Annotated in this window: 24 protein-coding genes; 15 read left to right on the forward strand and 9 right to left on the reverse strand. The window is 49.6% G+C overall.

The window, feature by feature from the left end; all coding sequences use genetic code 11:
- Positions 1-61: 61 nt before the first annotated feature.
- The gene (lhgO, locus tag K365_RS0109440) at positions 62-1,270 is read right to left on the reverse strand and encodes an L-2-hydroxyglutarate oxidase (protein ID WP_024334377.1); all 1,209 of its coding nucleotides are present in this window, start codon (positions 1,268-1,270) and stop codon (positions 62-64) included.
- A 165-nt stretch (positions 1,271-1,435) separates the two neighbouring features.
- Between lhgO and K365_RS0109445 the strand changes: the two genes are divergently transcribed.
- The 11 genes from K365_RS0109445 to K365_RS0109495 all read left to right on the forward strand — a co-directional run bounded on the left by K365_RS0109445 (position 1,436) and on the right by K365_RS0109495 (position 9,974).
- On the forward strand, positions 1,436-1,843 hold the full coding sequence (locus K365_RS0109445; RefSeq protein WP_024334378.1) for an iron-sulfur cluster assembly scaffold protein: 408 nt from the start codon (positions 1,436-1,438) through the stop codon (positions 1,841-1,843).
- Between the two features lie 17 nt (positions 1,844-1,860).
- Positions 1,861-3,102 carry an electron transfer complex subunit TmcD gene (tmcD, locus tag K365_RS0109450; protein ID WP_024334379.1) on the forward strand — a complete coding sequence of 414 codons (1,242 nt, stop codon included), beginning with the start codon at positions 1,861-1,863 and terminating at the stop codon, positions 3,100-3,102.
- 30 nt (positions 3,103-3,132) lie between these two features.
- Positions 3,133-3,792 carry a TmcC family electron transfer complex membrane anchor subunit gene (gene tmcC / locus K365_RS0109455; RefSeq protein ID WP_006966170.1) on the forward strand — a complete coding sequence of 220 codons (660 nt, stop codon included), beginning with the start codon at positions 3,133-3,135 and terminating at the stop codon, positions 3,790-3,792.
- Between the two features lie 34 nt (positions 3,793-3,826).
- Positions 3,827-5,164, forward strand: a complete 1,338-nt coding sequence (tmcB, locus tag K365_RS0109460; protein ID WP_024334380.1) for an electron transfer complex ferredoxin TmcB — start codon at positions 3,827-3,829, stop codon at positions 5,162-5,164.
- 1 nt (position 5,165) lies between these two features.
- On the forward strand, positions 5,166-5,555 hold the full coding sequence (gene tmcA, locus K365_RS0109465) for an acidic tetraheme cytochrome c3 TmcA (protein ID WP_006966173.1): 390 nt from the start codon (positions 5,166-5,168) through the stop codon (positions 5,553-5,555).
- A 10-nt stretch (positions 5,556-5,565) separates the two neighbouring features.
- A complete protein-coding gene (divK, locus tag K365_RS0109470) occupies positions 5,566-5,916 on the forward strand; it encodes a DVU0259 family response regulator domain-containing protein (protein ID WP_006966175.1) in 351 nt (116 codons plus the stop codon).
- A gap of 13 nt (positions 5,917-5,929) precedes the next feature.
- On the forward strand, positions 5,930-7,423 hold the full coding sequence (locus K365_RS0109475; protein ID WP_024334381.1) for an ATP-binding response regulator: 1,494 nt from the start codon (positions 5,930-5,932) through the stop codon (positions 7,421-7,423).
- A gap of 86 nt (positions 7,424-7,509) precedes the next feature.
- Positions 7,510-7,914, forward strand: a complete 405-nt coding sequence (locus tag K365_RS0109480) for a hypothetical protein (RefSeq protein WP_024334382.1) — start codon at positions 7,510-7,512, stop codon at positions 7,912-7,914.
- A complete protein-coding gene (locus tag K365_RS0109485) occupies positions 7,904-8,602 on the forward strand; it encodes an MBL fold metallo-hydrolase (RefSeq protein WP_024334383.1) in 699 nt (232 codons plus the stop codon). Before K365_RS0109480 ends, K365_RS0109485 begins: the two co-directional genes overlap by 11 nt.
- A 1-nt stretch (position 8,603) precedes the next feature.
- The gene (locus tag K365_RS0109490; RefSeq protein WP_024334384.1) at positions 8,604-9,032 is read left to right on the forward strand and encodes a GNAT family N-acetyltransferase; all 429 of its coding nucleotides are present in this window, start codon (positions 8,604-8,606) and stop codon (positions 9,030-9,032) included.
- A 3-nt stretch (positions 9,033-9,035) separates the two neighbouring features.
- On the forward strand, positions 9,036-9,974 hold the full coding sequence (locus K365_RS0109495) for a DUF2156 domain-containing protein (protein WP_024334385.1): 939 nt from the start codon (positions 9,036-9,038) through the stop codon (positions 9,972-9,974).
- 9 nt (positions 9,975-9,983) lie between these two features.
- Here the strand turns inward: K365_RS0109495 and K365_RS0109500 are convergent, their stop codons facing one another.
- Genes K365_RS0109500 through potA form a run of 4 tightly spaced genes read right to left on the reverse strand, consistent with a single transcriptional unit; the run spans position 9,984 to position 13,708 of the window.
- Positions 9,984-11,015, reverse strand: a complete 1,032-nt coding sequence (locus K365_RS0109500; protein ID WP_024334386.1) for an extracellular solute-binding protein — start codon at positions 11,013-11,015, stop codon at positions 9,984-9,986.
- Entirely contained in the window at positions 11,012-11,782 is a 771-nt protein-coding gene (potC, locus tag K365_RS0109505) for a spermidine/putrescine ABC transporter permease PotC (protein ID WP_024334387.1), read from the reverse strand. Before potC ends, K365_RS0109500 begins: the two co-directional genes overlap by 4 nt.
- On the reverse strand, positions 11,779-12,633 hold the full coding sequence (potB, locus tag K365_RS0109510) for a spermidine/putrescine ABC transporter permease PotB (protein WP_024334388.1): 855 nt from the start codon (positions 12,631-12,633) through the stop codon (positions 11,779-11,781). Before potB ends, potC begins: the two co-directional genes overlap by 4 nt.
- Complete coding sequence (gene potA, locus K365_RS0109515; protein ID WP_024334389.1) at positions 12,626-13,708, reverse strand: spermidine/putrescine ABC transporter ATP-binding protein PotA; 1,083 nt, start codon at positions 13,706-13,708, stop codon at positions 12,626-12,628. The genes potB and potA overlap by 8 nt, the downstream gene beginning before the upstream one ends.
- 171 nt (positions 13,709-13,879) lie before the next feature.
- Here potA and K365_RS0109520 point away from each other — a divergent pair, with 171 nt between their 5' ends.
- Positions 13,880-14,983: a class I SAM-dependent methyltransferase gene (locus K365_RS0109520; protein WP_024334390.1), complete on the forward strand. Its 1,104-nt coding sequence runs from the start codon at positions 13,880-13,882 to the stop codon at positions 14,981-14,983.
- Here K365_RS0109520 and K365_RS0109525 read toward each other — a convergent pair.
- The 4 genes from K365_RS0109525 to K365_RS0109545 all read right to left on the reverse strand — a co-directional run bounded on the left by K365_RS0109525 (position 14,955) and on the right by K365_RS0109545 (position 18,859).
- Positions 14,955-15,920, reverse strand: coding sequence for a GAF and HD-GYP domain-containing protein (locus tag K365_RS0109525; protein ID WP_084489795.1), 966 nt, complete (start codon positions 15,918-15,920; stop codon positions 14,955-14,957). The genes K365_RS0109520 and K365_RS0109525 overlap by 29 nt on opposite strands.
- Before the next feature lie 318 nt (positions 15,921-16,238).
- A complete protein-coding gene (locus tag K365_RS0109535) occupies positions 16,239-17,996 on the reverse strand; it encodes an ARMT1-like domain-containing protein (protein WP_024334393.1) in 1,758 nt (585 codons plus the stop codon).
- A 27-nt stretch (positions 17,997-18,023) separates the two neighbouring features.
- Complete coding sequence (locus K365_RS0109540; protein ID WP_160166913.1) at positions 18,024-18,533, reverse strand: YfcE family phosphodiesterase; 510 nt, start codon at positions 18,531-18,533, stop codon at positions 18,024-18,026.
- A gap of 20 nt (positions 18,534-18,553) precedes the next feature.
- Positions 18,554-18,859, reverse strand: a complete 306-nt coding sequence (locus tag K365_RS0109545; protein WP_006966201.1) for an integration host factor subunit alpha — start codon at positions 18,857-18,859, stop codon at positions 18,554-18,556.
- Positions 18,860-19,052: 193 nt separating this feature from the next.
- On the opposite strand from K365_RS0109545, the gene purB reads away from it, so the two are divergent.
- From purB to K365_RS0109560, 3 genes are read left to right on the forward strand one after another with little or no spacing between them, the layout of a single operon-like run.
- Positions 19,053-20,429: an adenylosuccinate lyase gene (purB, locus tag K365_RS0109550; RefSeq protein ID WP_024334395.1), complete on the forward strand. Its 1,377-nt coding sequence runs from the start codon at positions 19,053-19,055 to the stop codon at positions 20,427-20,429.
- Between the two features lie 3 nt (positions 20,430-20,432).
- Entirely contained in the window at positions 20,433-21,029 is a 597-nt protein-coding gene (amrA, locus tag K365_RS0109555; RefSeq protein ID WP_024334396.1) for an AmmeMemoRadiSam system protein A, read from the forward strand.
- 4 nt (positions 21,030-21,033) lie between these two features.
- Entirely contained in the window at positions 21,034-21,312 is a 279-nt protein-coding gene (locus K365_RS0109560) for a Trp family transcriptional regulator (protein ID WP_006966204.1), read from the forward strand.
- The last annotated feature ends 1 nt before the right edge of the window (position 21,313 follow it).

A 21,313-nucleotide genomic window follows, 5' to 3' on the forward strand; every position in this document is an offset into this window, starting at 1 on the left:
AGACCCCGGGCAGCGGTTTGGTTTGAAAAGATTATTGGCCGCCAACTGTGCGGGCGGGTGGTTATCCGTTCAGATTGAACAGATCAATGGCCCGGTCCCGCAGGTACTGACCGATGGGAATGGCGGATGTGGCTGCCGGGGACGGGGCATTGCAGACATGCAGGGATCGCGGGGTTTTGGCAAACAGAAAATCGTGGACCAGATCGCCGTTTCGGGTGACCGCCTGGGCCCGGATGCCCGGGGGATAGGGTAAAAGGTCAGTATTTGTCAAAGACGGGCAGTATTTTCGGATACGTGTCAGATACCCGGGTTTCCATATAGAATCCACCTGTTCTTTGATACCGGATACCAGGTGCCGGGTCATGACCTTCCAGAATCCGGGGAATACCGCCATGTCAGCGATATCGGTAAAATTGGCGCTGAACCGCCCATATCCTTCCCGGTCAAATCCCAGCACTGCATTGGGACCGACTGTGATTCGCCCGTCGATCATGGGCGTCAGGTGAACGCCCAGAAAGGGCAGATCCGGGTCGGGTATGGGATAGATAAGCCGGGAAACAATATCGGACCGGTGTGCGGGCAGTTGAAAATATTCCCCCCGGAAAGGCAGGATGGAAAAATCGATGTCTATGTGCATCATTTTTGCCAGACGGTCCGCCATCAAACCGGCGCACACCACCAGATAACGGGTCGAAACGGTATGGGTCCGGGTGGAAACCGTCACCTGATCCCGGGTTTCGTTCAAATGAGTAACAGACTGCCCGGTCTGCACACGTCCGCCTTTGGCCAGAAACAGGTCTGCCATTTTCCGGGTGATCTGTATAAAGTCGCAGATCCCGGTGGCCGGGACCAGCAAAGCCCCCAGTCCCTGAATATGGGGTTCCATATGCGTCAGTTCCTGCTGGTTCACATCAACCACCTGGATCTGGTTCTGGGCGCATCGCTGTTTCAATGCCTGCATTCGCTCCAGCTCAATGGGGGTTGTGGCCACCAGGAGTTTGCCGCATTGCTTGAATGGTATGTGGTGCTCTTTACAGAATGCCATGGTGGCCTGGGATCCGCGCCGGCAGAAATTCGCTTTCAGGCTGCCGGGTGCGTAATAGACACCGGCATGAATCACGCCGGAATTATGCCCGGTCTGGTGAGCGGCGAACCGGTGTTCTTTTTCGATCAGCAGAATCTTTGCTTCAGGGAATCGCGTTTGAAGTGCCAGAGCCGTGGATATTCCCACAATTCCACCACCGATGATAGTCAAGTCATGCGGTTTCATGGTCGCGCATCATAATATTCCAGCCCATGAAAATCAAGTCAAGGTTGACGGATTTTAAAATCAACGGCCATTGATTTTTCGATCCCCGGTTGACCCCGGGACCTTAAAAGGTATATAAGGACTTGATAAAACCTTGTGGTATATATCAGAATGGAGAGTTTGAAAATGACCGATTTGGATTTCTGGAACCGCCATTCCGTTCAATATCTTGAAATGGCGTTTGACACCGGACACAAAGAAAAAATTCATGATCCGGACGGATATGGCAAAAGAACCGGAGAATGCGGGGATACAGTTGAATTTTCAATCAAGGTAAAAGACGGCGTTCTGGACTCGATCTCTTTTATGGCCCATGGATGCCTGAACACCACTGCCTGCTGCAATACAGTGGTGTCTTTCGCCTGGGGAAAAACCATTGATCAGGCGTGGGAAATAACCCCGGAACAGGTGGTGGAATACCTTCAGACCCTGCCGCCGGATCATGAACACTGCGCCCAGTTGGCGGTCGGAGGCTTGTATCTGGCATTGTCCGATTTTCAGTCCGGGCGGACCCACCGGGCCAAAACCGCGTAAGAATTCGGAGAAAAATTATGAACGAAAAGACATCGTGGGACTGGGAGACGGAGTTAAAGGAAATTCCGTTTGACGAATGGAAAACCCGTTATAATTGGGTTCAGGCCCCCCAGGTGAGTCAAAATGGAGAAAGTATTGCCGCTGTTGTCAATTTGGATGAAATGGTGTTCAGTGTCTGTGTAAACGGCGAGGTCTGGGAAGAAGAATATGAGAAAATCTGGAGCCTGACGTCTGTTTCCGACAGCGGGTTTGCGGCCTTTGTGGCCCGGGATGAAGAATGGACACTGTCTGTGAACGGGCAGGAATGGATCCACTGGTGCGATTTTATCTGGCAGATGATGAAGAGTCCGGATGGCCGGGTTCTGGGTGCAGCGTTTCAGTCTGATTCCGAATACGGGGTGATTGTGAACGACACCCCATGGGAAGACCGGTATGAAAATCTGACGGGTGCGGTCATGGCTGCGGACGGCACATCTGCGGCCGTGGTTCAGGTGGTACCCATGCCGGGGGCGGATGTGGAGGCCTTTAAAAAAGGCGTTTTCAGTGTGGCCTGCAATGGTATCCCCAAAGACCGCCGGTTTTTGAATATCTGGGATATCAGCTTTGATGCCGCCGGCAGACAGATGGGATATGGGGTCCGCACGGACCGGGAATCATATGGCATTGTCCAGAATGATACCTTGTGGGAAAACCGGTTTGAATCGGTGTGGAAACCGGAATTTCTGGATGAGAATTCATTGCTGGCCCCGGTTCGCATCAACGGGAAATGGCAGTTGTATAAAAACGATGCCCCGTTCTGGCAAAATCAATATGATCAGCTCTGGCATCTGACCCTGTCTCCCAATGGCAAAGATGTGGCCGCCATTGTCTCCGCTCCTTACGGCCGCTGGCGTGTGGCTGTCAACGATACCGTGTGGCCTGTGACCTGGGATACGATGATATCGGATATTTACTTTTCCCAAGACGGGTCCAGCCTGGCAGCGGTATACAAGCACAAAGAGGTCTGGGATCTGGCTGTCAATCAGACCCCCTGGCAGATGGCGGCGGATATGGTGTTTGTTCCCTGCTTGAGTCCGGACGGCAGTGTCGTGGCGGTGGTCATTCAGAAAAAAGGTCAGTACCAGCTGGTGGTCAACAAAAAAACAGTGGCGTCCGGATTCAGTTTTATGGCAGATCCGGTGATCAGTGCAGACGGATCCAAAGTGCTGCTCAAAGGCATTGAGAACGGCATTTATAGACGCCGGATCATCCGTGTGTAATTCCGGCAAAATTTTTTAAAGGAGACTGCAATGAACAGTTTTATCGCCTTTATCATGGGCCCGATGGTCTGGATATCGGTTATCATATTTCTGGGTGGATTGACCTTTAAACTGGTGGGCATCCTAAGCGCTGTCCGCCAAAAGGAACCCTATATCTATTCGTATGTGACCCTGAAACACAGTCTGCGTTCCATCGGGGCCTGGATGATTCCCTTTTTTCCCAGAAGCGCCCGAATGAGCCCCATTTATTACGGGATATCCTATCTGTTTCACATTCTGTTGTTTCTGGTCCCTTTGTTTCTTGCATCCCATATCGTGCTGATCAATGAAGCATTTCAAATATCCTGGCCCGCCCTGAACGATTTCGTGGCGGATGGGCTGACCGTAGTGGTGATTGCGGCATTGATCTTTTTTATCTTCCGCCGGGCCATGGTGCCGGAGGTGAAATATCTGACCGGTGCCATGGATTATATATTGATCCTTGTGGTATTGCTGCCTTTTCTGACAGGGTTTCTGGCCTACCATCAGTGGATCGCCTACCAATGGATCACTGTGATTCACATATTGTCCGGAGAACTGATGCTCATCATTATCCCGTTTTCCCGGTTTTCCCATATGCTGAACGCGCCTTTGACCCGGGCTTACATGGGGTCTGAATTCGGTCATGTCAGACAGGCAAGAGACTGGTAGGAGGAAAAATTCAATGCAAACAAAGGAAAACCTCATGACTGACACACCTTCATCTGTTGAGAAACCGACAGATCCGGCCATTGAATCCGGGCTTGAACGATTGACCCCGGAACGGATCCAGCAGGTCATTCAACAGGTTTTGAAAAAGGAAACCGGCCCTAGGTTCAAGGCGTATGTGGAAACCTGCATGCGTTGCGGGCTGTGCGCTGAGGCATGCAGTTATTTTCTGTCCAATGACCGGGATCCCCAGTTCATGCCGGCAGCCAAGGTGAAAAACACCATCTGGGAAATGCTGAAACAAAACGGCAATGTTTCCAAAGATTTTCTCCGGCGGGCCGTGCGGATTTCGCACCTGGAATGCAATGTCTGCAAACGTTGCGCCATGTACTGCCCTTTTGGTATCGATATCGCCTACATGATGCTGCTGGTACGCCGAATCTGCCATAAGCTGGAAATCACACCCCAGTACATACAGGATACGGTCAATTCCCATTCCGTGACACTGAACCAGATGTGGGTCAAAGATGATGAATGGATCGACACCCTGCAATGGCAGGAAGAAGATGCCAGAGATGAGTTCGATGACCTGCAGATTCCTTTGGACAAGATGGGGGCGGATATCATGTATTCCGTGATTGCGCCGGAACCCAAATTTCAGGCCGGATTGATTTATCAGACCGCCACCATGATGCATGCGGCCGGCATGAACTGGACCATGCCATCCACACCGGGCTGGGATAACAGCAATATGGCCATGTATACCGGAGACAATGAAATTTCAGGCCGCATTGCCCGGGCATTTTTTGAAACAGCCTCAAAACTGCGGGTCAAGCGAGTCGTCATGGGAGAATGCGGTCACGCGTTCCGGTCGGTATACGATATGGGCAACCGATGGAACTCCTGGGTCATGCCGCCTTTTGAAGTGGTGCATGCCCTGGCATTTTATCATGAACTGCTTACCCAGGGACGTATCACCATCAAAGAAAAATACAAAAAAAAGGTCACCCTGCACGATCCCTGCAATGTGTCCCGGGGGCGGGGCCTGCACGACAAGGCCAGGGAAGTGGTAAACATGGTGTGCGAGGATTTTGTGGAGATGACGCCCAACCGGGAGCATAATTACTGCTGCGGGGCCGGCGGCGGGGTCATCAACTGCGGACCGCCCTACAAGGGAGAACGCATGGTGAACAACCGGGTCAAGGCGGAACAGCTCGCCGCCACAGGTGCCGAAGTGCTGATCGCTCCCTGTCATAATTGTCACAGCGGGCTGGAGGACATCGTTCAATACTATGATTTGAAGATGGAGATCAAGTTTCTGGGGGACCTGATATATGAAACCATGGAAAAGAAAATTTATGAGCCGGGGGCATGACATGACACACTCAAACCGCTTCATCATCTTTCTGATCGTGCTTTTTGCCGCGGTCGGAACCGGGTTTTTCTGTTATGCGGAACAGGATCTGGAGCGTCTGGATCCCTGGGCCTTTGAATCACCCCGGCGCCCCGGGGCTGTGTTCTCCCATGACGACCATATTTTTCTTGCTGATGATGACTGCAGTGTCTGCCACCATGTGTATGAAAACGGTGAGCTGGTCCCGGATGAAAGCAGTGAAGATCTGTACTGTTCGGACTGTCACAGCCTCAAACCCGGACCGGATAATCCCATGCCCCTGGAAGCAGCCTATCACAACCTGTGCAGAGACTGTCATTTTGACCGGAGCCAAGGACCGGTCCTGTGCGGAGAATGTCACGTCAAGGAATAAGGAGACGGCCATGACAAAAAAAATAATGATCGTGGATGATGATCCAGCCATTACACGGTATCTGGAAACATTGTTCAAGGATAACGGTTTTGACACCTGCATCGCCGATGACGGCAAACAGGCCATGGATGTTTTTCTGGAGCAGCAACCGGACCTGATCACCCTAGATCTGGAAATGCCGGAAGAATGGGGACCCCGCTTTTTCAGGAAAATTTCCAAAAAAGGATACACCACCCCGGTGATTGTCATCTCCGGTCTGTCCGGACGGACCCATTCTATTCCCAAAGCAGAAGCGTTTTTTGCCAAACCTTTCAAACCCGAAGAGGTCCTTGCCAAAGTAAAGGCGGTTCTGGGCGTGTGATTGTTGCATTATTATGACAAATAAACTCCTGGTGGTCGATGATGAAGATGGCATCCGGGAGGTCCTGAGAATCACTCTGACCGATGCCGGGTATGAGGTATTCACGGCGGAGAACGGCTTTACCGGGCTTGACATGGTCAAGACCCACAAGCCGGATATTGTTCTCACGGACATCCGCATGCCCGGCATGGACGGTATGGCGCTGCTCAAGTCAGTCAAGCAGTTATTTCCGGATATTGAGGTGATCATGATTACCGGATACGGAGATGCCAACCTGGCCATTGACAGCCTGAAAACAGGTGCTGTGGATTTCATCTCCAAACCCGTGAATCAGGATGTGCTTGATATCGCCCTGAAACGGGCCAATGACCGGATTTTGACCCGGGAAAAACTGGCGGACCATACCCGGAACCTGGAAATCCTGGTGGCGGAAAAGACCCGGAAGCTGGCGGAATCAGAAAAACGGTATATCCAGCTGTTCAACGAATCTCCGGCATATATCACCATTCTGGATGAACGTTTTAGGATCGTGGAATCCAACAACCGGTTCAAGGATCAGTTCGGAGATGACCCGGGCATGTACTGTTTTCAAGTGCAGCAACAGCGCACGATTCCCTGTGACACCTGTCCGGTGAAAGAAACCTTTGCCGACGGCCTTTCCCATACCGCGGAAATGGATGTCACCCTCAAAGACGGGCATATTCGTCGTTTTTTCATTCAAACCTCGGCCATTCCAGATGACAGCGGCCGGATCAGCCATGTCATGGAAATGTGTACCGATATCACGGTTATTCACGATCTGCAGGATCACCTGGCGGCCCTGGGTCTGCACATCTCTTCCATATCCCACGGCATCAAAGGCATGCTCACCGGACTGGACGGGGGAGATTATTTGATTCGGTCCGGCCTTGAACAAAAAGATTTTCATAAAATTTCGAACGGCTGGGATATTATTCGGGAAAAAATTGCCATGATCCGTCAGATGGTGCTGGATATCCTGTTTCATTCCAAAAACAGGACCCCGGACATGCAGCCGGTCTCAGTGTTCGATTTTATTCAGGAACTTTTGACCACCATGGATCCCCGCATTCAAAAAGCCGGCATTGATTTGATTCTGGATATTCCCGGACCCAGCACGGATTTTGAAGTCATGATGGATAAAACCATGCTGTTCGGCGCCTGCCTGGCCATTCTGGAAAATGCGGTGGATGCCTGTATCAGCGTGAAAGCAGACAGAAAAAATTTGGAAATACAGGTTCAGGTCGTTGAAACGCCCCGTCAGGTTGTGTTTAAAATCAGGGATAACGGCAAAGGGCTTGACAAAAGATATCGACAAAAGATATTTTCCCTGTTTTATTCCGACAAAGGAAACAAAGGGACCGGATTAGGGCTTTTTGTGGCCCGGCGCTCCGTACAGCAGCACCAAGGGGAAATTCATGTGGATTCGGAGCCTGGAAAATTTACTGAATTTACCATTGCCATCCCGAAAAAAACATCTGACATTTGACACCAACCGGTTTATTGTTATGATAGTTGGAAAGTCATTGAATTTTTCAGGGGTGTGTGGGTTGAAATATATGGAGGGGTTATTTTATGTCAAAATGGATGACAATCAGTGAAGCAGTGGATGCATTCGACCTGTATAACCTGTTCAGTGAGATCATCGACTCTTACAGTGATGAAATGGATGATCCTGAGGCCGTCGCATCCGAACTGATCGAACTTCTGGAAGAACATGAAGAAGAATATGAATTTTCTTCGGACTCGGACGGAGATTATTCCGAGAGTTTTGAACGCAATCTGCGGGATGCCATCGGATATGTATTTGAAGAATTCAACCTAGGCGAATTGCCGGAAGTTGATTATGTTGACCCGGATACGGATGAAGATGATCTGGCCGATATTTACGATGACAAATTTGATGACGACATCAAGCATCGGGTCGATATGGATGCTTACGAAGAAGGAGATGACATCGAGGAAGAAGATGCGGATTGAGCAGTTCAGATACGGGGCCGATAACCTGGGATATCTGATTTTTTCAGGTACTTTCGCAGTGGCGATTGATCCCGGTGCTGTGGACGAAATGACGAGGTTTGCCCAGGACCGGAACATCCGGATTTCCCGGGTCACCAATACCCATCTTCACCCGGATCATACCTGCGGCAATGAACAGATGCTTGAAAAAACAGACGCCGTTTTTCTGGATTGCAGAAAATTTTCGGACAATGAATCCATTTTTCTTGAAGATGAAGTACTGACGGTGATCACCACCCCGGGGCACACCCGCAATGATGTGTGTTTTGCAGGCGATGATTTTCTGGTGACCGGTGATACTTTGTTTAACGCTACTGTAGGAAATTGTTTTTCCAAAGATCTGGATGGGTTTTATTTTTCATTGAAAAAAGTGATGGCACTTCCCGGCACAACCAAGATTTTTGCCGGACATGATTATGTGAAAGAATCCGTGGAAATTGCCCAGGCCATTGATCCGGATACGCCGGATATCCTCCGGTACCTGGAAAATTATGATCCGGACCGGGTATTTTCCTTTCTGGAAGATGAGCTGCGGGTCAATCCCTTTCTTCGATTCAACGACAAAACCATGATTCAAAAACTTGAACAGCGTAGATTTCCCTGTGCGACGGAAATCCAGCGGTTCAAATCCCTGATGCAGGCCTTTTGATATGGATGAACCGGATTTATCCACTGTAAACTGTCGGTTTCTGAAAGCCGCGGATACAAACGAATTGATGGCTCTTTACAAGGATGCTGGATGGTGGGATCAGGCGTGTGAGCAACACCCACAGTTTTTATCCCGTGTGGTTCCCGATTCTGCATTGTTCGTGGGCGCTTTTTATCAGAAAAAAATGATCGGTATGGGGCGGGCCCTTTCGGATCTGGTCAGTGATGCTTATATTCAGGATGTTGTTGTATTACAAAAGTTCCGGGGCATTGGCATCGGTAAAAAAATCATTCACACACTGATCACCGGTCTGAAAGAACATGGTGTGGACTGGATCGGCCTGATCGGTGAACCCGGTACCCGCAAATTTTATGAATCATTGGGATTCAGGCCGATGTCCGGTCACACACCTTACAGACTTAAGGATTGATTTATGTATAACCGGTGTAATCACCATGCGTGTTTAGATCTTCAACCCACCATCTGTTTTCCGACTGCCGGCCGGTTTGAACTCACCGACCGGCAGATGGTCCAGATCTATATCGATAAATATTTGCCTGAGTCCTGTGAGTACAATTTTGCCAATCTATTCTGCTGGCAGGAGATTTATAACTATTCCTGGCGCCTGTTCAAAGGCCGGCTGGTGATTTATGACGGGGTGAATCAATGTGCGTTCATGCCGCTGGGGGAACCGCTGCCGCCGGATGATTTGGCAGAACTGGCAAGAGAACTGATGCGGGACGGTCTGGTGCCGGATATCGGTCTGGTGCAGAAAGATTATCTGGATGAATACCCCCGGTGCGAACAGTATTTTTCCATTCATCCGGAGCGGGACTATGGCGAATACATTTATGATGTGGAAAAGCTGTGCCGATTGAATACCCCGAAGCTGCATAAAAAGAAAAATCTGATCTCCCAGTTTGAACGCATTTATCCGGATTTTCAGGTGACCCTGCTGACCCCGGAAAAACAGGTTATGGCTCAAAACATGGCCCGGGATCAGTTAAATCGTCAGAAACCGATGTCTGAGACTTTGGCTGCCGAGTTCGAAGCCATAAAAAAAGCGTTCATGCATTTCGATGCGCTGGGACTGGAAGGACTTGCCTTGATGGTGGGGGATCGAATGGCGGCTTTTTCCATTTTCAGTCCGTTGACCCCGGATACCTGTAATGTACAGTTTGAAAAATCTGATTTTGATTTCAAAGGAGCGGCCCAGATGATCAATCAGCAGACCGCTCTGTATTTAAAAGACCGGTATAAATATATCAACCGGGAGCAGGATCTGGGGATCAGGGGGCTGCGTCAGGCCAAAAAATCCTATGAGCCGGAAACCATCCTGATTCCCCATACCCTGCAACTGAAACGCGGATAATCCGGTGGGTTACATCCCGGTTTTCAAGCGTTCCCAATAGCGTTCATACACCAGGATGGCATCTCCGACATCGGTCTGGAATTCCCCTTTTTTCACTTCTTCAGGATCCGGAAAAATGGTGGGATTGTTCTTTATTTCTTCGGGCATCAGAGCGATGGCCGACTGATTGGCCGGCGCATAGCCGATATATTCACACACCTGCAAGGCGATTTGCGGATCCAGGATAAAATCGATGAATGCATGGGCCTGTTTTTTGTTTTCCGCACCCGTGGGAATGACCATGGAATCCACCCAGAAAATCGCGCCTTCTTCAGGATATGCATACTGGATGGCTGGAAATTCCTGGGCCGCCATATAGGCTTCTCCGTTCCATATCATGCCGGCAAAAGCCTCCAGGTTCAACAACGGCTGCTTGGGAGAGTCTCCTGAAAATACCCGGATGTTGGGCATAAGGGTTCGGATCGATTCATAGGCTGCATGAATGCGGTCCGGATCGGTTTCGTTCACGGAAAATCCGTTGACAATCAGACCGATCCCCAGCACTTCCCTCAAATCATCGTTCATGACCAGGCGGTTTTTGAATTCCGGCCGCCACAGATCCTTCCACGAGGTCATCATCTCCGGCGCCACATGGTTGTTGTTATATGCCAGGGCCGTGGATCCCCACACATAAGGAATGGAGTATTTATTGCCCGGATCATAGGGCTGATCCATCAGGGCAGGGTCCAGATGTTTGAAATTGGAGAGTGCTTCGTGGTCAATGGGGCTGAGCAGTCCTTCTTTTCGCATTTTATGGACAAAATACGTGGAAGGGAACACCACGTCATATCCTTTGCCCCGGGTGAGTTTGACTTTGGCATACATGGATTCATTGCTGTCATAGGTGGCATAGATCACCTTGATTCCGGTTTTTTCCTGGAACGCGGTCAATACCTCATCAGGCATGTATTCGGTCCAGTTGTATATGTAAAGGCGTTGTTGTCCGGCCAGTGCCGACACAGAAATCAGAACCAGGTATATCAGCAGTATCCATTGTTTCATCTTTTGATCTCCTTTGTCAGAACATGGGCAGCAGATACCGCTGCCAGAGTTAATAAAAACAATACCGTGCACAAGGCATTGACTTCCGGGGTGACCCCCAGTTTTACCATGGAATAGATCTTGAGAGGAAGAATTTCAAATCCCGGACCGGTGACAAAAAAACTGATGATCACATCATCCAGAGACAAAGTAAAGCTCAACAGCCACCCGGCCAGCACGGCCGGCAGAATCATGGGAACAATGATTTTGTAAAACACCTCGTGCTCCCGGGCGCCCAGGTCCCGGGCCGCATCCACCACAGCCGGATCAAACCCGGATATCCGGGCATGTACCAGCACAATGACAAAGGGCAGACAAAAGGTGACATGGGCGATCAGCAGGGTGAGAAATCCGGGCGTCAGTCCAGCCAGTACAAACAGCATGAGCAGGCTGATGCCCATAACGATGTCCGGGCTCATCATCACGGAATACACCAGCCCGAAAAACAGTTTTCTGCCGGCAAACCGGTATCTGGAAACGGCAAATGCGCCCAGAGTGCCCAAAGCCGTGGCGACCATGCTGGAGATCAGCGCCACGGTCAATGAGTTGAAAAATGCATCCAGCAGTTGTGGATTGTCCAGCAGCCGCATGTACCATTTCAGGGAAAATCCCTGCCAGGAGGTGGTATATCTGGCCTGATTAAAGGAAAACACCATCAGCACCAGCAGCGGGCCGTATAAAAATGTGAACACCGCAGACACCCAGGATATCTTCAACCACCGCGTCATAGGGCCTGATGCCTGTTAAACCGCCGGGAAAAAGTGAAATAAATGATGAGCATCAAGCCCATCAGCACCAGCAGAAACACGCTGGCCGCTGATCCGAACGGCCAGTTCATTGCCGTCAGAAACTGATTTTTGATGAAATTGCCCATGAGCATGGTCTTGGCGCCCCCCAGAAGATCCGGTACATAAAACAGCCCCATGGCCGGCAGAAACACCATGATGCAACCGGCCAGCACGCCGGGAAAAGAAAGGGGCAAAACCACGTGGACAAACACCTGCAATGTATTGGCTCCCAGATCCCGGGCCGCTTCCAGCAGCCGAAGATCCATTTTTTCCATCACGGCATACAACGGCAGTATCATGAACGGCAGCAATGAATACACCAGGCCCACATACACGGCAAAATCGGTATACAGCAGGGTCACAGGTTCGGAAACAATGCCTGCGGCTGAAAGCAGGGTGTTGATGATCCCGTTGGCCTTCATCAAAATCACCAGCGCATAGGTACGAATCAAAGAAGAAGTCCAGAAGGGGATGATCACCATCATGAGCAGTAAAGGCCGCCGATGTTTTGAGGCCCGGGAAAGTATCCAGGCAAAGGGGTAGCTGATGAAAAGGCACAAAAGGGTGGTGTTCAGCGAAAAAATCAGAGACGTACCAAGGACCTTGGCATACACCGGGTCCAGCAATTCCCGGTACTGGGTCAGGGTAAGAGGCGGGCTGAAAAATGTGCCGGTATCCCGGGTCATGAAACTGATTCCCACCACCATCAGACCGGGAATCAGGACAAAGGACGCAAACCAGGCCATGTTCAGGAAAACGGCGATAAACTTGAAACCCTGTCGCTCATTCATCCGCCAGGGTTACCTCCCATCCCTTGATCCAGGAGACGCTCACCGGTTCATTCACATCATACATAATATCCTGCTCGTCTTCGTTGAAAAATTCAGTGACAAACACTTCCTGGCCGCTGTCCAGGCGGATGATCAAATCCACGGTAGTGCCTTTGTAGATCATTTCTGTGACCCGGCCGGGCAGGGATCCTGCTGCACATTGTGCCTGGATTCTCGCCACAGTCATGTCTTCGGGCCGCAACAGCACTTTGACTGCCTGGCCGGTTTTAAAATTGCGGCGGTTCTGCACGATTTTGACAATACCCAGGAAATGTATTTCCATGTCCGATCCGGAAGTCCGGGCCACCCGGGCATCAAATATATTGCTTTCCCCCACGAAATCCGCCACGAACAGGTTCACCGGGGTTTCATAAATGTCTTTGGGGGTACCGGTCTGCTGAATTGTGCCATGATTCATCACCACCACCCGGTCGGACAGGGTCAATGCTTCTTCCTGGTCATGGGTGACAAAGACAAAAGTGATTCCCAGTTTCCGATGAAGCTGCCGCAGATCCAGGCGCATCTGTTTCCGCAGTTTATAGTCCAAAGCGCTCAAGGGTTCATCCAGAAGCAGGATCAACGGCTGATTCACAATGGCCCTGGCAATGGCCACCCGTTGCTGCTGTCCGCCGGACAACCCATGGATGGACCGGGTTTCAAGACCTGCCAGTTTGACCAGGGCCAGGGTTTCTTTGACCCTTTCCCGGATCTGTCGGGCGGGGGTTTTTTTGAGTTTCAATCCAAATGCAATGTTGTCGAACACGGTCATGTGAGGAAACAGCGCATAACTCTGGAACACGGTATTGACATCCCGGTCGCAGGCAGGCATGCGGGTCTGGTCCCGGCCGTTGATGAAAAGTGCCCCGCTGTCACAGGTTTCCAGTCCGGCAATCAACCGCAACACAGTAGTTTTGCCGCACCCGGACGGTCCGAGAAGGGTCAGAAACTCCCCTTTGTGAACATCCAGGTTCAGGTCATTGATCACCGGCTGATTGTTGAACGATTTGGAAACGTTCTGTAAACGGACCACCGGCATGAAAGCCCTCCAAAATAATTCAAACAAATTAATTAAATTATCTGAAATTCCATGAAAAATCAAGTAAATTAAAAGGCGGCCTCCCCAGCAGAGAGTTGAAATTCCGATCAGATCACGTATTATACAGACACTTTTTTAGATAGAAACAACCATTGGAAAGGATGAGAAATAATGGATCAGGACAATCAGGCTGAATTCAGTCAACGGCTGACGGACATTCTCAATCATGGGGCATTGAATCTGGCTCTGGCCGTGGGATATCAATTGAAAATTTTCGATGTCATGGCAGATCTGGACCGGCCGGTATCCTGCCGGGACCTGGCCAGGGCTGCCGGGCTTCATCCGCGGTATGTGCAAGAATGGCTGGGCATCATGTGCACCGGTCAGATCATTGAGATCCATACCCCGGAATCTAGCGAAGACAAGCAAAAAGAAACGGTTTATTATCTGCCCCCGGACCATGCCGCAGTGTTGATCCGCAAGGCCGGCATCCGCAATATGGGGGTGTATACTCAGGAAATCCCATTACTCACTCAGATTGCCATGACCCGGGTGCTGGATGATTTCTCAAAAGGGGAGGGCATCCCATTTTCCGCCTATCCCCGGTTTCAGGCATTCATGTCACAGCTGTCCCATGCCAAGCACCGGCAGGGGCTGATCCGGCATTTTTTGCCCCGGGTGGATAGCGGGCGGTTGATGACCCGCCTGGAAAAAGGCATCCGGGTATGCGATCTGGGGTGCGGTCAGGGCATTGCGCTGCACCTGATGGCACAGCATTTTCCCGCGTCCACGTTCACCGGCATTGACAATGATGGTCCGGCAATTGATGAGGCCCGGCAGACAGCCGTTGATCTGGGACTGAAGAATCTGACCTTTCAGGTAAAAGATGCGGCCACTCTGGAAAACGATACAAAGTTATCCAGACAGTTTGATTATATCACCGCGTTTGACGCGATTCATGACCAGTCCCATCCGCTGTCCGCTCTCAAAGGAGTTCGTTACATGCTGGCTGAGGATGGCATGTTTTCCATGATCGACATTGATGCGGCCAGTCATCCGGCAGGCAATCTGGACCATCCCATGGGGCCGTTTCTTTATACCGTCAGTCTGATGCACTGCATGCCTGTGGGTCTGTCTGATCAGGGCCGGGGACTGGGCATGATGTGGGGAAGAAAAAAGGCGGAGTCGCTGCTTGAACGTGCGGGTTTTACCCGGATTCAGGTTCTGGAAATGGAGCAGGACCCTTTTAACGTGCATTATCTGTGTCAAAGGTGATTTCAGGCAGGCAAGATAAAAAGGCTTCAATGACATCCGGATCGAAATGGGATCCAACGTCTTTTTTCAGAATGTAAACCGTTTTTTCAATGGGAACGATTTTATAATCCAGAATTTTTCCAAATGCATACTTGGGGTAATCCCTAAGGGATGTCAATGCATCAAAAACATCTGACACAGCAATGATTTTTGATTCCAGGGGAATTTGATCTTCTGTCAACCCCCGGGGATAACCGGTTCCATCAATTTTTTCATGATGACAGGCAGCAATCCAGGGGACACGGCGCAATGCCCGGGGAAAATAAAAATTGTTCAGAATATTTTCAGTTTTAGCCGGATGGGTATTCATTTCAAGGCGTTCTTCAGGTGTGAATGGCCCGTTTTTAAGCAGGACTGCATCACTGATCCCTATTTTGCCGATATCATGCAGCAGGGCCGCATAATATAAATTATCCTGAGACCGCCGGGGCAGTCCCATTTTTTGAGCAATCTTCATGCTGTAATCGGTCACGCGCCGGGAATGACCGGCTGTCAATGGATGTTTGGCATCCACTGTTGCGGCCAAAGTCTGAATGGATTTTTTGAATGCCAGTTTCATTTCATCATGCAGAAGCGAATTTTCCAGTGCAATGCCTACCTGGGCAGCCAGTCCTTGACAGAACCATTCATCCTGGGCATCAAACCGCGGCTTGCCTTTTTTGTTGATCACCTGAAGAACGCCGATTTTTTCTCCGGCATGGTTTTTGATGGGCAAACACAACACAGAACGGGTTCTGAAGTTGTTTCTTTTATCAAACTCCCTGTTGAAAAAAGGCAGTTCCCATGCATCTTCGACATTGAGTATTTCGCCGGTCTGGGCCACCCGGCCGCTGATGCCTTCGCCTATCGGCAATCGGATGGTTATCAATGCCTTCCGCCACCTTGGTCCACAGTTCATTTTGATCCGGATCCAGCAGATAAAGACTGGTTCGTTCCGCTTTCATCATGTCGGTTATTTTTTTGACAATCAGCGGAAACAGGGCATTGAAATCCAGTTCCGATGCCAAATCCGAAGCCACAGACAGAAGAGTGGATAATTGTGCGTTCAGTTCATCACATTGTGCCAGAAGGCATTGGGTTTTTTCGGATTCCATTTAAATTGTCTTTTTTTTCGGGTGTCTGAAGTTTCGACTTTAAAATGGAACTTCTTTTTTTGTCAACGAAAAGTTTGTATTCATATCCGTATCGCTTTTCTGTAGAGTTGTTTTTTTGCTGATCACAGATCCGCCAGCCGCTGGTCATACATGCTGCCCACGCCATATTCATTGCGCCGCATGAATTTGTCCAGAGAAGGACCGGTGATCTGCATTTCCGGATTGGTTTTCAGCACATTCTGGGCGATCCGCATCTCCTTGGTGCATCCGGTACTGTAGGTGGCGTCTTTTCCAATCCATTCCGGCGGCACTTTCTGTTTCATCAAAGCAAAACCTTGAGTGATGTCTTCTGCGGTCTGAAAACGCCAGACATCGATGTAGTTGCTGGTCTGAACAATTTCCCACATATACATCAGATCATCCGCATCCATGCCCGGTTCATAGTAATTGGACGGGTTAATGATAAACAGGTCCGGATACTGCTTTTTCAAGTGATCGATGAACCGGCTCATGATTTTTTTGGCCACATCGATTTTTCCGGGAATGGAACCGATAATACCGCTGTAGAACATCACGGTCATGTTTTTGGCTTTGGCTGCCTTCATCTGGTCGATGATGCGGTTGGCACGCTCTTCTAAGTCCCGGTGAGAAAAATTGATGACTTCCGGATGCCGGGGTTTGTAAACCACCGATAATCCGGGGATCCCGTCATCATCTTCCACGGTGATGTTGATGATGTTCCGGGTGAACTGAAAATGTGTGTGGATCAGCCGTCTTTTCTGGTCATGGCCCCGGGAAATGACAAAGTCCACTTCCTTGAAGATTCTGGCAAACGTGGTGGAGGCCAGAAGCAGATTCAGGTTTTCCCGGGTTCCGTCAGATACCACATAAATGTTTTCATCCTGTTTGAGCAGTTGAACCAGCCGGTTTTTGCTGATGGTTTTTTCAAAGATAAAATGGCTGTCTTCAAGAGCGTTGGCTAAAATGGGATCATTCCGGGTATCTGTAATGGACACTTTTTGGAAGACCGGGGCTTCCTTGACCGCCAGGATCACCAGATGGCCAAGACTTGCCAGGAATTTTGCAATCGCCACATCCACCATCACTCCCCCGGCTTCGTCTGTCAGCCAGAGTATTTTACTTTTCCGGGTATGAATCAGGTTTATCAGTTCAGGCAGCCCGTTTCCTGAAATCCGGGTTTCAAACAGGCGCTGGAACGTGTCTACTGAAAGGGGCGTTTCAGGCGGTTTTTCCCATAAGTGGCCGGCACACATCATTGTGAGCAGCCGTTGCAGCTCGATTTCCTTGATTTTTTTTCTCAAGGAATTTAAAGAAAACTGGTTCAGATTTTGAATGGCCCCATCAATGTGATTCAAGGCGGTCATAAAAAAATCCGATGTCAATAACGCCTGGGCCCGGTTGTTTGCATCCTGCTTTTTTCGGGCGAACGGATTTTCAATATGGGTCTGGCTCTGGAATATTTTGCACAGCCGTTTTTCCAGCCGGGAAGGAATGGTCAGGCGGGATTCTATTTCATGATCATATTTAATCCGGATCAAAGCGTAAAGATATTCTTTGTCATAGTCGGATTCAATAAAAGTGTCCACCATGTGCATAATTTTTTCATAAACCGCCTGGTACCGTTTCAACAGGTAGTTTTCCGATGATCTGGACATAATGGCTTCAAACATTTCATCTGAACAGGGGAAATACTGTTCATTGTTTTCCAGAAAAACCATGAATTCGATCTGTTCCACAGTGGCGACTTTATAGGGATAGGCAAACGGGTCGATATGGTTTTCCAGAAAAAACGCAGTCAACCATGCGTCCTGATGCGGATTTTTTTCAGAGGCATTGGAAATGGTGCGGGCATCGGTCATGACAGTTCCTATAATTTTTTCAGCAGGTCAGAGGTTCACAGTCATCAGGGGCAATCCGGTATCAAGGGACCGGATGGAAACAGATGTTTCATCAAAGATGCCGTAAGTTGCCGGTCCCTTTTTGGGGCGGGTGATGGATCCCGGGTTCATGTGAATCTGTGTGTCTGTTTTTTCAAGGGACCAGACATGGGTGTGGCCTTGAATAACAATATCCGTGTCAGACGGTACCGGCACCCGGGGAAACCCATGGTGGACAAACAGGGATCTGCCGTTGGCACAAAATGTCAGGGTGTGGGTTTGTCCGGGAAAAAAGGCGGGTTCGTCACAATTGCCGTATACATAATACATCGGTTTGGCAGCGGTCTTGACATCCTGGCGGATGGCTTCGGGATTGAAATCCGGATGACAGAAACTACCATACCGGGTGTCAAACAGATCACCTGCCACCACCAAAGCATCGGAATGTTCCACAAGCGCCTGGATGGTCAACCAGGTGCTGAGGTTGCCGTGTATGTCTGCGGTTATTAATAATTTCATCAAAAAAAACAACGAGAAGGTTACCGGGTCGGGGCAGACGGGGGCTGTTTGTTGATGAGTTCCCTGAGTTTGCCCGAACATTTGAACGTGACCACCCGTCGGGCCGGGAGTGTCATTTCTTCATCTGTTGCAGGATTTCTTCCTTTTCGGGCACTTTTCTCATTGACACAGAATTTGCCGAATCCGCTGATCATGATGTCTTCACCATTTTCAATGGTGCTTTTTATAATTTCCAGAAATTCTTCCATCACATCATAGGCGGTGTTCCTGGAGAGGTCCAACTGGGTTTGAATCTGTTCGGTGATAATTGTCTTGGTCAATGCCATAAGCGTTTACTCCTGAAAACATGTCTGATTCGGTTGTCACCCCTGGTCAGTGGGCCGGTTTGTATTTGGGATTGTCAATTTCCCAACAGTCTGGTATTGGTATACAGCACCAGTAAATTGAACAGAATGTAATGAATCTGCTTTTGAATGTCAAATGATTATCGATATTTATAATTTTTAACAGGGAGTGGGTATGGAAACGGTAAACGCCATCGGGCCGATGGATGGACGGTATGTCCGGTTAACTGAAGAACTGGCTGATATTTTCAGTGAATCCGGCCTGATCCGTCATCGGGTTCAGGTGGAGATCCAATGGCTGAAATTTATTCTTCATGATTTGAAACTGACGGCGGTTTCACAGGATCCGGCGGCCCTGGACAGCATTGTGGATCAGTTTTGTTCTGAAGATGTCAATCGCATCAAAGCCATTGAACAGACAACCAATCACGATGTCAAGGCCGTGGAATACTTTATCAAGGAAAAACTGGATGCCCTGGGGTTTTCTGAGATCAGGGAATGGGTTCATTTTGCCTGTACATCCGAAGATATCAACAACACGGCCTATGCGTTGATGATGAAAAAAGGCCAGCATCTGACCGTTGATCTGCTGAGCCGATGTATTCAAAAAATTGAGCACAAGGCAAAAGCCTATCAGTCGATTCCCATGATGTCCCGCACCCACGGACAGCCGGCAACACCCACGACCATGGGCAAGGAATTTGTCAATTTTGCCTGGCGGCTGAATCAGGAAAAAACCATTCTGGAGCAGATCCGGATTCAGGCAAAGATCAACGGGGCCACCGGTAATTATAACGCCCATTATTTTGTGTTTCCCGAGGTTGACTGGTTGGCTGCATCCCGGCGCTTCATTGAGTCATATTTAAAACTGGATCCGATTTTGTTCACCACCCAGATCAATCCCAATCAGTATCTGTCCTGCCTGCTTCATACGCTGGTTCGAACCGCTGCCGTGCTGATGGATTTTGACCGGGATATGTGGGGATATATCAGTATCGGGTATTTCAGGCAGCAGGTGGCAAAAGGAGAAACCGGATCTTCCACCATGCCCCATAAAGTGAACCCCATTGATTTTGAAAACAGCGAAGGCAATATGGGCATGGCCATTGCACTGATGGAGCATCTGGCGGTCAAGCTTCAGAAATCCCGCTTTCAGCGGGATTTAAGCGACAGTACGGTTTTAAGAAGCCTGGGAACGGCTTTGGCTTATTTTTTTATCGGTGTGAAAAATACCGTCAAAGGGTTGTCCAAACTGGACCTGGATGAAGCCGCACTTCAAAAAGAGCTGGCCAGCAACCTGGAGCTGCTGGCCGAACCGTTTCAGACCGCCATGCGGGTGTTTGGAGAAGATAACCCTTATGAACGGCTCAAGGATCTGACCCGGGGCAGAAAAATTACTAAAAAAGATCTCACTGCATTTGTGGATACCCTTGAAAAAGTGCCGGATTCAGTGAAAGACAGGATGCGCAATCTTACCCCGGAAACCTATGTCGGCCTGGCTGAAAAACTGGTTAAAACCTATTTTGATTCGTCTGCATCCCCAAAAGGATAAATCGTGACACAAAAAAAGTATCAGAAAAACCAGGAACACATAAACGGAACCCTTTTGATTCAACTGGCAAAAGCGGCAATTATCCAGAGACTTCTGCCGGATGAAGAAAAAGCCGCACCGGATTTACCCGACCCGCTACCCGTGTGGCTGAAAGAAAAACGGGGGGTGTTTGTCACCCTCCAGAAAAACGGCACCCTTCGGGGATGTATCGGCACCCTGGAACCTGAAAAACCCCTTCTTGAAAGTGTTCAGGAAAACGCCTGTCATGCCGCGTTTGATGATACCCGGTTTTCTCCGGTGACCCTGGAAGAACTTGAGGATATCCAGATTGAAGTCAGCCTGCTTTCAGTGCCTGAAAAATTGTATTATTCCGATGTGAAGGATCTTTTAGCCCGGGTGGTCCCGTTTCAGGACGGGGTGATTGTCCAGAAAGGACATCACCGGGCCACTTTTTTACCCCAGGTCTGGGAGCAGCTTCCGGATCCGGAGTCCTTTTTAACGCAACTGTGCCTGAAGGCCCGGCTGGATGCACATGCATGGCAGGCCGGGGATCTGAAAGTGTTCACTTATCAGGTACAGTCATTCACGGAGAACAGATAATATCATGGCCATTGACCGGGAATTGCTGGATGTCATATCCGGGATCAAAGACAAGGATGAGCTGGCACAGCTTTTCAAAGACCTGTTCACACCTGCAGAGCTCGATGATTTGACCCTGCGGTGGAAACTGCTCAAGGATCTGCACCAAAAAATCCCCCAGCGAAAGATTGCTGAAAAATACAGCATCAGTCTGTGTAAAATCACCCGGGGATCCAAAGTTTTGAAAAAAAAGGAATGTGTGGTAAGCCGCATATTAACGCGGCTCAATAAACCGGCCGTGTGAG

This window comes from Desulfotignum balticum DSM 7044 (assembly GCF_000421285.1).
Taxonomy (GTDB): Bacteria; Desulfobacterota; Desulfobacteria; order Desulfobacterales; family Desulfobacteraceae; genus Desulfotignum; species Desulfotignum balticum.

Excerpts from the sequence above, each read along its gene's own strand:
- lhgO (WP_024334377.1), bottom strand. The coding sequence starts at position 1,270 with ATGAAACCGCATGACTTGACTATCATCGGTGGTGGAATTGTGGGAATA.
- K365_RS0109445 (WP_024334378.1), top strand. The coding sequence starts at position 1,436 with ATGACCGATTTGGATTTCTGGAACCGCCATTCCGTTCAATATCTTGAA.
- tmcD (WP_024334379.1), top strand. The coding sequence starts at position 1,861 with ATGAACGAAAAGACATCGTGGGACTGGGAGACGGAGTTAAAGGAAATT.
- tmcC (WP_006966170.1), top strand. The coding sequence starts at position 3,133 with ATGAACAGTTTTATCGCCTTTATCATGGGCCCGATGGTCTGGATATCG.
- tmcB (WP_024334380.1), top strand. The coding sequence starts at position 3,827 with ATGACTGACACACCTTCATCTGTTGAGAAACCGACAGATCCGGCCATT.
- tmcA (WP_006966173.1), top strand. The coding sequence starts at position 5,166 with ATGACACACTCAAACCGCTTCATCATCTTTCTGATCGTGCTTTTTGCC.
- divK (WP_006966175.1), top strand. The coding sequence starts at position 5,566 with ATGACAAAAAAAATAATGATCGTGGATGATGATCCAGCCATTACACGG.
- K365_RS0109475 (WP_024334381.1), top strand. The coding sequence starts at position 5,930 with ATGACAAATAAACTCCTGGTGGTCGATGATGAAGATGGCATCCGGGAG.
- K365_RS0109480 (WP_024334382.1), top strand. The coding sequence starts at position 7,510 with ATGTCAAAATGGATGACAATCAGTGAAGCAGTGGATGCATTCGACCTG.
- K365_RS0109485 (WP_024334383.1), top strand. The coding sequence starts at position 7,904 with ATGCGGATTGAGCAGTTCAGATACGGGGCCGATAACCTGGGATATCTG.
- K365_RS0109490 (WP_024334384.1), top strand. The coding sequence starts at position 8,604 with ATGGATGAACCGGATTTATCCACTGTAAACTGTCGGTTTCTGAAAGCC.
- K365_RS0109495 (WP_024334385.1), top strand. The coding sequence starts at position 9,036 with ATGTATAACCGGTGTAATCACCATGCGTGTTTAGATCTTCAACCCACC.
- K365_RS0109500 (WP_024334386.1), bottom strand. The coding sequence starts at position 11,015 with ATGAAACAATGGATACTGCTGATATACCTGGTTCTGATTTCTGTGTCG.
- potC (WP_024334387.1), bottom strand. The coding sequence starts at position 11,782 with ATGACGCGGTGGTTGAAGATATCCTGGGTGTCTGCGGTGTTCACATTT.
- potB (WP_024334388.1), bottom strand. The coding sequence starts at position 12,633 with ATGAATGAGCGACAGGGTTTCAAGTTTATCGCCGTTTTCCTGAACATG.
- potA (WP_024334389.1), bottom strand. The coding sequence starts at position 13,708 with ATGCCGGTGGTCCGTTTACAGAACGTTTCCAAATCGTTCAACAATCAG.
- K365_RS0109520 (WP_024334390.1), top strand. The coding sequence starts at position 13,880 with ATGGATCAGGACAATCAGGCTGAATTCAGTCAACGGCTGACGGACATT.
- K365_RS0109525 (WP_084489795.1), bottom strand. The coding sequence starts at position 15,920 with ATGAACTGTGGACCAAGGTGGCGGAAGGCATTGATAACCATCCGATTG.
- K365_RS0109535 (WP_024334393.1), bottom strand. The coding sequence starts at position 17,996 with ATGACCGATGCCCGCACCATTTCCAATGCCTCTGAAAAAAATCCGCAT.
- K365_RS0109540 (WP_160166913.1), bottom strand. The coding sequence starts at position 18,533 with ATGAAATTATTAATAACCGCAGACATACACGGCAACCTCAGCACCTGG.
- K365_RS0109545 (WP_006966201.1), bottom strand. The coding sequence starts at position 18,859 with ATGGCATTGACCAAGACAATTATCACCGAACAGATTCAAACCCAGTTG.
- purB (WP_024334395.1), top strand. The coding sequence starts at position 19,053 with ATGGAAACGGTAAACGCCATCGGGCCGATGGATGGACGGTATGTCCGG.
- K365_RS0109560 (WP_006966204.1), top strand. The coding sequence starts at position 21,034 with ATGGCCATTGACCGGGAATTGCTGGATGTCATATCCGGGATCAAAGAC.